Here is an 8,455-nt window from a genome sequence, read left to right as displayed (position 1 = left end):
CCCCCTGGGGGGGCCCCGCCCTCCTCCCCGCGCCGGTGTGTGTTTTGCCACCCTGCCTCAGCCGGCCGGCCCTTGCCCGGGGGGGCGGGCCCCCCGCCCGGGGGGGGGGGGGCGACCCCGCCCGCGACACCGGCCGGCCGGGCCTGTCCTACAGCTGGGTCAGGCGGCTCCACCGGCCCCGGCGGTGACCTCCGCCAGAATTTCGCCGGCCGGTGTCAGCGCGACCTCGCTGTCCCGTACATTGCGCCATGACCTGCGATGTTCCGGGCAGGGCCCGAGCCGCCGCAGCGCTTCGATATGCCGGGTGGTGTTGTAGCCCTTGTGTTCGGCGAACCCGTATCCGGGCACGCGCTGATCGAGTTCGACCATCATCCGGTCGCGGGTGACCTTGGCCAGCACACTGGCCGCGGCGATACACGCCGCGGTGCCGTCCCCGCCGATCACCGGTAGCGACGGCACCGGTAGTCCCGGTACCCGGAACCCGTCGGTGAGCACATAGCCGGGGTTTCGCCCGAGACCGGCCACGGCCCGGCGCATCCCCTGGATATTCGCCACATGGATACCGATGGCGTCGATTTCGGCCGCCGGGATCACCACCACCGACCAGGCCGCCGCGAGCCGGGTGATGACCGGATAGAGGGCCTCACGGGTCGCCTCGCTGAGTTTTTTCGAATCGTCGAGCCCGGCCAGCGCATCGTGTGCGCGAGGCCCTAGTACACACGCGGCCACCACGAGCGGCCCGGCGCTGGGGCCGCGGCCCGTCTCGTCGACTCCGGCGACCGGCCCCAGCCCGCAGCGGTGCAGCGCCGATTCCAGGGTTCGCAATCCACCTGCCCGGCGCATCACCACCCGCGGTGGCCAGCTCTGCTCTCGTACCGCTTTCATACGCGTCTTCGTCGCCAACTCGATCCGCCCCGACTCAATTCTCCTGCGGGTTCGTTCCATCGATGGGGCCGATCCGGCCGGGCGGCCAGATCTTCAGCACCGCTTTGCCGCGGACGTTGTCGACGGGCACGGTGCCCTGGAATTCGTCACCGATATGCGCCCGGGAATCCGCGGATTCGTTGCGGTTGTCGCCCATCACCCACAGATTGCCCTCGGGCACGGTCACCGGCCCGAACACGCGGCCCACCGGGTAGGCGGCGTTCGCCTGACCGGGCATCCACGGGTAATCGTCCTCGACGTAGGGCTCGTCGAGTGGTTGCCCGTCGACCATCACGCGGCCCTGCTCGTCACAGCATTCCACGGTCTGCCCGCCGACCGCGATAACGCGTTTGACGAGGTCGTTCTCGTCCGGCGGTACCAGGCCGAAGAACGAGAAGAAGTTCTGTACGCCGCGGATGACCGTATTGTCCGAGCGGATGGAGCGGTAGTGCCCGTTCCAGGAGGGCGGTCCGACGAAGACCACGACATCCCCCGGCTCGGGCTCACTCCAGTAGTAGCTCAGCTTCTGCACATAGATCCGGTCACCTGTGCAACCGGCACAGCCGTGCAGCGTCGGCTCCATGGACTGGGAGGGGATCACGTAGGGACGGCCGACGAAAGTCACCATCAGAGCGGCGATCACCGCCGCGATCACCAGCAGGATGGGAAGTTCCTGCCAGAACGGCCGCTGCTTCTTCGCTTTGACGGCCCGCCGCGCCCGGCGCCTGCGGGGCTGCCCGTCCGCGGGATCCGACCCCGATCTCGACCAACTCTCGTCTGCCACGCGAACAGCGTAGCCCGGCACCGCAGTGGTTACGCGGTACCGGGCTACTTATGCCGTTCGCCGAGGTCACCGGCGCGCATCGCGGCGCGCGGGTGTCGGCGATCAAGGGCAGGTCAGCGCTTCTCTTTGATCTTGGCAGCCTTACCGCGCAGCTCCCGCAGGTAGTACAGCTTGGCCCGGCGGACATCGCCGCGGGTCACCACATCGATGTGATCGATGGTGGGGCTGTGCACGGGGAAGGTGCGCTCCACGCCGACACCGAACGACACCTTGCGCACGGTGAAGGTCTCGCGGATACCGCCGCCCTGGCGCCGGATGACGACGCCCTTGAAGACCTGGATACGTTCCTTGGAGCCCTCGATGACCTTCACATGCACATTCAGGGTGTCGCCCGGACGGAAATCGGGGACATCGCTGCGCAGCGAGCTCTCGTCGACGAAATCAAGGGTGTTCATGATCATCCTTCTGATGGTCGCGCGAACAGAGGAACCTGGCGGCGCGGACGCTCGACCGGTTCGTGCTCCGAATATGGGATGCGCCGGGCCGAATGCAGCCAGGGCAACCCGTGCATTGTGCCAGATCAGGGATCACTTCCGGAAACGGGCCCCGATGCGGCCCGTCGGTCGCGGGCGTCCTCCTCGGTGGTTTCCGGCTCACCGCCGTGCGCCCAGCGGTTCAGATCCTGCAGTAGCGGGTGATGCCGGTGCGGTGCGGGTGGCGCGGGAACCACCCGCCGGGTCAATTCTTCCTCCGCCGCCGACCGGACGTGCTCGACATCCGGTTTTCCGGCGATCAGATCCTGGACGAAAATCTTGGCCCGGATCACGGGGCGGCGGTACCGCCGTTCGCGCACGATCGCCCGGTACATCAGCCGCCGCCGGTTGTTACCGTAGCGCCAGCGCGCCCACGGCGCCCCGGGCCGGCTCAGCCGCAACGCCCCCACCACCAGCAACGGCAGAAAGAACATGCCGAACAGGCCGGTCCAGATCTTGCCCTTGGCGATGACCACGGCGGCCAAGGCCAGATTCCCCAGCGCGAACACGATGACCAGCACCCGCACCCACGCGCCCGGATAATCGCGCAGGCCGTTGATCTCGAGCAGCCACAGCGGGTGGAAACCGAGCAGCAGCAGGCCGGTCACGGCGAGCGCGACGAAAACCGCGTCCACCGAGGTGCGGCCCTGTTTCTCCCAGTAGACGTCGCGCAAGTAGTAGAGCAGCGCGAACTCGTCGAGGACCAATGCCGCACCGACCCCGAACGATGCCGCCAGCCCGGCCGCGACGGCCGGACCGCCACCCGCATCGGCGGTGGCGATCATCCCGATCCCCGAGATCAGGACCAGCACCACCCCGAACACCATGTGGTGGATGTGCACACCACCGGGTTTCAGATTGCCGGGCCACCAGCGCACCTGCGCGCGGATCAGCCGGACGCTGACCCGGATCACCAGGAATCCGATGATGAAACCGAACAGGAAGCACAGGAGTGGGAGCCGGCCCGCGGCGATGACGTCCTCGGACCACCACTGCCGCATACCGGCCCCCCTTCACTTCGAAAGGCGTTACTTTCCGAAACCCGCCCGCCGCAACGCGTCGGCCATGGCGCCGTTCACAGGTGCATTATCCCGCCGATTCCCGCGGCCCTGGCCCCGATTGCGGGCCGGATCGCCCCCGCGGCCCTGGCCGCCGCCCTGACCACCGGCGTGTCCGCCCGCATTACCCTGGCCCCCACGGTTCTTCGCGCCCCGGCCCTGCCCACCGCGATCCCCGCCGCCCGCGCGGCCGGCGTCGTCGCGTCCACCGGCACCGCGGCCGCGCTCACCACCGGGCCCCTGGCCGCGTTCCGGTTTACCGGCGCCGGGTTCGTCGTCGAGCCGCAGCGACAGACCGATCCGCTGCCGCGGAATATCGACCTCGAGCACCTTCACCTTGACCACGTCACCGGATTTGACGATCTCGCGCGGATCGCGGACGAAATTCTTCGACATCGCCGAGACGTGAACGAGCCCGTCCTGGTGCACGCCCACATCGACGAAGGCACCGAACGCGGCGACGTTGGTGACCACGCCCTCGAGCACCATTCCGGGCTGCAGATCGGCGACCTTCTCGATGCCGGCGGCGAATTCGGCGGTTTTGAATTCCGGCCGCGGATCGCGACCCGGTTTCTCCAGCTCACCGATGATATCGGTAACGGTCGGTACGCCGAAGGTCTCGTCGGTGAATTCGGCGGGACGCAAGCCCCGCAGCACCGATTCGTTGCCGATGATCTCGGCGATCCCGCTACCGGTGGAGTCGAGGATCCGGTGCACCACCGGATAGGCCTCCGGATGCACGGCCGAGGTATCGAGCGGGTTGACGCCGCCGCGGATCCGCAGGAAGCCGGCGCACTGTTCGAAAGCCTTGGGGCCCAGGCGCGGCACGTCCAGCAGCGCGGTGCGGCTCGGGAAGGGGCCGTTGCGGTCGCGGTGGGCGACAATACTTTCCGCCACCGAGCCGGTGATACCGGATACCCGGGACAGCAGGGGAACCGAGGCGGTGTTCACATCCACGCCGACCGCGTTCACCGCGTCCTCGACCACCGCGCCCAGCGAGCGGGCCAGCAGTGTTTCGGAGATATCGTGCTGGTACTGCCCCACTCCGATGGATTTCGGTTCGATCTTGACGAGTTCGGCCAGCGGATCCTGTAAGCGGCGGGCAATCGATACCGCTCCGCGCAGCGAGACATCCATATCGGGAAGCTCCTGCGAGGCATAGGCGGAGGCCGAATACACCGAGGCGCCGGCCTCGGACACCACGATCTTGGTCGGTTTGTTCTCCGGAATACGTTCGATCAACTGCGCGGCCAGCGCATCGGTTTCCCGGGAGGCGGTGCCGTTGCCGATGGCGATCAGCTCGACCCCGAATCGCTCCACCAAGGCGGCGAGGACCGCCAGTGATTTCTCGGTCTGGTTCTGTGGTTTGTGCGGATAGATGACCTCGGTCGCCACGACCTTGCCGGTACCGTCGACCACCGCGACCTTCACGCCCGTGCGGTAGCCCGGGTCCAGGCCCATGGTGGTGCGGGTTCCGGCCGGTGCGGCCAGCAGCAGATCCCGCAGATTGGCGGCGAATACCTCCACCGCATCGCGTTCGGCGGCCTGCCGCAACCGCATCCGGGTATCGATACCGAGACTGACCTGCAGTTTGGTCCGCCAGGCCCAGCGCACCGTATCCAGCAGCCAGGAATCGGCGGGGCGCCCCTCGTCGGCGATGGCGAACCGCTGCGCGATCCGCGCCTCGTAGACGGTGCGCTCACCGGTTTCGAGTTCGGAATCCGCGGGTTCGGGATCGAGGTGCACCGAGAGCACCTCTTCCTTCTCACCACGCAGCAGCGCCAGGATCCGGTGTGAGGGCAGGGCGGTGAATTCCTCGGCGAAGTCGAAGTAGTCGGCGAATTTCGCGCCGGCCTCTTCTTTCCCGGCACGCACGGTTGCGGTGACGCGGCCCCTGCTCCACATCATCTCGCGGAGTTCACCGACGAGATCGGCGTCCTCGGCGAACCGTTCGACCAGAATGGCGCGTGCACCGTCGAGCTGTTCGGCGGTGTATCCGGCCGGATCGGTGGCCGGATCGCCGAGCAGGGCCTCCGCGACGGGTTCGTGGCCGGCCTCGCGGGCGATCTGAGCCTTGGTGCGGCGCTTGGGTTTATAGGGCAGGTAGATATCTTCGAGGCGGGCCTTGGTTTCGGCCAGCAGCAGCTGCCGGTGCAGGGCATCGTCGAGTTTGCCCTGACTGCGGATGGATTCGATCACGGTGGCCCGGCGTTCGTCGAGTTCCCGCAGATAGTGCAGGCGTTCTTCGAGAGTGCGCAGCTGGGCGTCGTCCAGGCCGCCGGTGACCTCTTTGCGATAGCGCGCGATGAACGGCACCGTGGACCCGCCGTCGAGTAGTTCGACGGCGGCCGCGACCTGGTTCTCACGCACCGCCAGTTCGTCGGCGATGCGCCGGGTCACGGTGCCCGAAACGGCGGGACCGGTACCGGTGGTGGCGGTCGAGTCTGTCTGGATCGTGTCGGGACCCGAGGTCTCTGGCGCTGTCGTCACGACCCGCACACTACCTGCGCCTGGTGACAGGCGAACCCGCCCCGGTCCTGCACCACCGGCCCGGGACCGGTACCGCTAACCGGCCGCCGTGCGTCCCTGATCCCGCAGCAGGAACCGCTGGACCTTACCGCTGGGCGTCTTGGGCAGATCCGTGACGAAGTGCACGCGCCGCGGGTAGGCGTGCGCCGCGAATTTCTTCTTGACCAGGGTCTGCAGCTCTCCGGCCAGTGCGTCGGTGCCCGTAACCCCGTCGCGCAGCACCACGAACGCCTCCAGTACCTCGCCGCGGAGTTCGTCCGGCAGGCCGACGACCGCGGCCTCGGCGACATCGGAGTGCAGGACCAGCACGCTTTCCACCTCGAACGGTCCGATCCGGTAACCGGCCATGATGATCACATCGTCGTCGCGGGCCGAGAAGCGGAAGAACCCCTCGTTGTCGCGGGAGCCGGCGTCGCCGGTGAGATACCAGCGGCCGTCGGGCGTGTAGCGCTGCGCGGAGCGTTCGGGATCGCCCAGGTAGCCGGCGAACCAGAGCAGGGCGCTGTGCTGGGTATCGATGGCGATCCGGCCGAGCTGTCCGGGCGGAGCCTCGATATCGGCGTCGTCGGAGAGGACGGTGCAGGCCCAGCCCGGCAGGGAACGGCCCATCGACCCCGCGGGGGCGATCGCGTTCAGCTCGTCGTGCCAGGCATTGCAGATCACCATGCCGTGCTCGGTCTGGCCGTAGTGATCGCGGACCGCGACACCGAGCGCCTCGGCCGACCAGGCAACCACCTCCGGTGTCAACGGCTCCCCCGCCGACGACGCGCGGCGCAAACGAGCCGACTGCCCCTCGGACCCGGCCCGCAGCGCCCGGTAGACCGTCGGCGCGGCCGCGAAATTGGTGACCCCGAACCGGTCCAGCACCTGCCAGGTCAGCTCCGGGGAGAAGCCGGCGTGCAGCAGCAGACTCCGGGTGCCCGACGCCAACGGTCCGAGGATGGCGTAATAGAGACCGTAGGCCCAGCCGGGATCCGCGGCGTTCCAGAAGACATCGTCGGGACGCACGTCGAGCGCGAATTCCTGATAGGCGTGGAAGGACGCGAGCGCACGCACCGGAATCGGCACGCCCTTCGGTGTGCCGGTGGTACCGCTGGTGAACAACTGGACCAGCAGACCGTCCCCGCCCACCGTCGCCGCAGGTGCGCCGGTATCCGAGACGGGGAGATCGTCCAGCCGCACGGCACCCGCGATATCGGCCGGGCCGGTGACCACGGTGCGCCACGGCGGCTCGGCGGGCATATCCCCGCCCGGGGCCAGTTTGCCGGCCTGATCCGGATCGGTGATCACGACGGCGGCGTCGGCGGCGCGCAACCGGAAGGCGATCGCCGGTGGGGCGAACGCGGTGAACAACGGCACATGGACCGCGCCGCGACGCCAGACGGCCAGGAGCACGGCCACCAGATCCGCGGATTTCGCCATCAGGGTCGCGACGCGGTCGCCCGGCCCGACCCCGAGACCGGCCAGCGCAGCCGCATAGTGTTCGGAGCGTCGACGCAGCTCACCGTAGGTCAGGTCGACCGACGAGAGGTCGCTCTCGACGACCGTGAACGCGACGGCCTCGGCCGGGTGCCGGTCACAGAGCAACTCGGCTGCGCACGCATCGCCGCGGTCGTAGGTGTCCAGCAGTTCACGCACCCGCGTATTCGGGTCGGCACCCATCTCGCATCTCCTCGGTTCATCGATCCGGTGTTGCAATAGGATGTAGGTCACAGTTTGTCGGCACTACCCCCGAAAAGGGGTGAACCTCCATGACCGCGGACCCCGCGCTGCTCCGCCCCCGTGACAGTGACGCGCTGCGCGCCGAAATCCGCCGGTTGGCGGGCGCCACCGGGGTTCCGGTGCTCTTCGGTGGCGAAGTTCAGGCCGATACGCTGCTGCTGACCGAGTTCTGCGGGGTCCGCACCAATGGGCTGCGCGGGTTGTCGGTCCGGCGCGCATCGGGTCTGGGCGGCCAGGTCCTCGATTCACGGCGGCCCGCGGCGGTGACCGACTATCGCAGCGCGCTGTCGATCACCCATCACTACGACGGCCCGGTGCTCGGTGAGGGAATCCGTTCGGTGCTGGCGGTGCCCGTGGTCGTGGAAGACCGGTCGCGCGCCGTGCTGTACGCGGCGCTGCGCGGTCCCGGCCCGATCGGCGGCCGAACCGCAGAGGCAGTGCTACAGGCCGGTCGGCGGCTGGCGTCGGAGATCACGATCCGGGACGAGGTCGATCGGCGGCTGCGGTTGCTCGATGCGGCGACACCGTCGCCCGCGACCGGCGGTGCGCTCGCCGAGGAGATCCGCGCCGTCCAGGCGGAACTCCATACCCTCGCGGACGGCTCCGCCGATACGCAGCTGGGTGGGGCACTGCGGGCGGTCGGCGACAAACTGGCCAGAGCCCTGTCGGGTCCCCCCGCCCCGGAGGCGCCCCGGCTCGCCCGCCGGGAGATCGATGTGCTGGTGCAGGTCGCGCTGGGATGTTCCAATCAGGAGGCCGCACAACGCCTTTCGCTGGGATCCGAGACGGTCAAGAGCTATCTCCGCAGCGCGATGCACAAACTCGACGCCCGGTCCCGGCACGAAGCCGTGGTCGCCGCGCGCCGCTTCGGCCTCATCCCGTGACGCGCGGCGCAAAACCGCCGA

General features: G+C 68.7%; 7 protein-coding genes. 1 reads left to right on the top strand and 6 read right to left on the bottom strand.

Features of this window, described 5'->3' with window-relative positions; genetic code table 11:
* Window positions 1-159: 159 nt before the first annotated feature.
* From QH196_RS15125 to QH196_RS15100, 6 genes are all read right to left on the bottom strand, one after another.
* Window positions 160-885 carry a ribonuclease HII gene (locus tag QH196_RS15125; protein WP_280416419.1) on the bottom strand — a complete coding sequence of 242 codons (726 nt, stop codon included), beginning with the start codon at window positions 883-885 and terminating at the stop codon, window positions 160-162.
* Window positions 886-919: 34 nt separating this feature from the next.
* Window positions 920-1,708, bottom strand: a complete 789-nt coding sequence (gene lepB / locus QH196_RS15120) for a signal peptidase I (protein ID WP_280416418.1) — start codon at window positions 1,706-1,708, stop codon at window positions 920-922.
* Between the two features lie 113 nt (window positions 1,709-1,821).
* Window positions 1,822-2,163 carry a 50S ribosomal protein L19 gene (rplS, locus tag QH196_RS15115; protein WP_030521783.1) on the bottom strand — a complete coding sequence of 114 codons (342 nt, stop codon included), beginning with the start codon at window positions 2,161-2,163 and terminating at the stop codon, window positions 1,822-1,824.
* 125 nt (window positions 2,164-2,288) lie between these two features.
* Complete coding sequence (locus tag QH196_RS15110; protein WP_280416417.1) at window positions 2,289-3,242, bottom strand: hypothetical protein; 954 nt, start codon at window positions 3,240-3,242, stop codon at window positions 2,289-2,291.
* A 27-nt stretch (window positions 3,243-3,269) separates the two neighbouring features.
* On the bottom strand, window positions 3,270-5,753 hold the full coding sequence (locus QH196_RS15105; protein ID WP_432279500.1) for a Tex family protein: 2,484 nt from the start codon (window positions 5,751-5,753) through the stop codon (window positions 3,270-3,272).
* Between the two features lie 111 nt (window positions 5,754-5,864).
* A complete protein-coding gene (locus tag QH196_RS15100; RefSeq protein WP_280416416.1) occupies window positions 5,865-7,490 on the bottom strand; it encodes an AMP-binding protein in 1,626 nt (541 codons plus the stop codon).
* Window positions 7,491-7,579: 89 nt separating this feature from the next.
* Between QH196_RS15100 and QH196_RS15095 the strand changes: the two genes are divergently transcribed.
* A complete protein-coding gene (locus QH196_RS15095; protein WP_280416415.1) occupies window positions 7,580-8,434 on the top strand; it encodes a helix-turn-helix transcriptional regulator in 855 nt (284 codons plus the stop codon).
* The last annotated feature ends 21 nt before the right edge of the window (window positions 8,435-8,455 follow it).

The organism is Nocardia carnea (assembly GCF_029868325.1).
GTDB classification, from domain to species: domain Bacteria; phylum Actinomycetota; class Actinomycetes; order Mycobacteriales; family Mycobacteriaceae; genus Nocardia; species Nocardia carnea_C.
The sequence above is the reverse complement of the archived record's forward strand: the minus strand, read 5'-3'. Positions and strand labels throughout refer to the sequence as shown.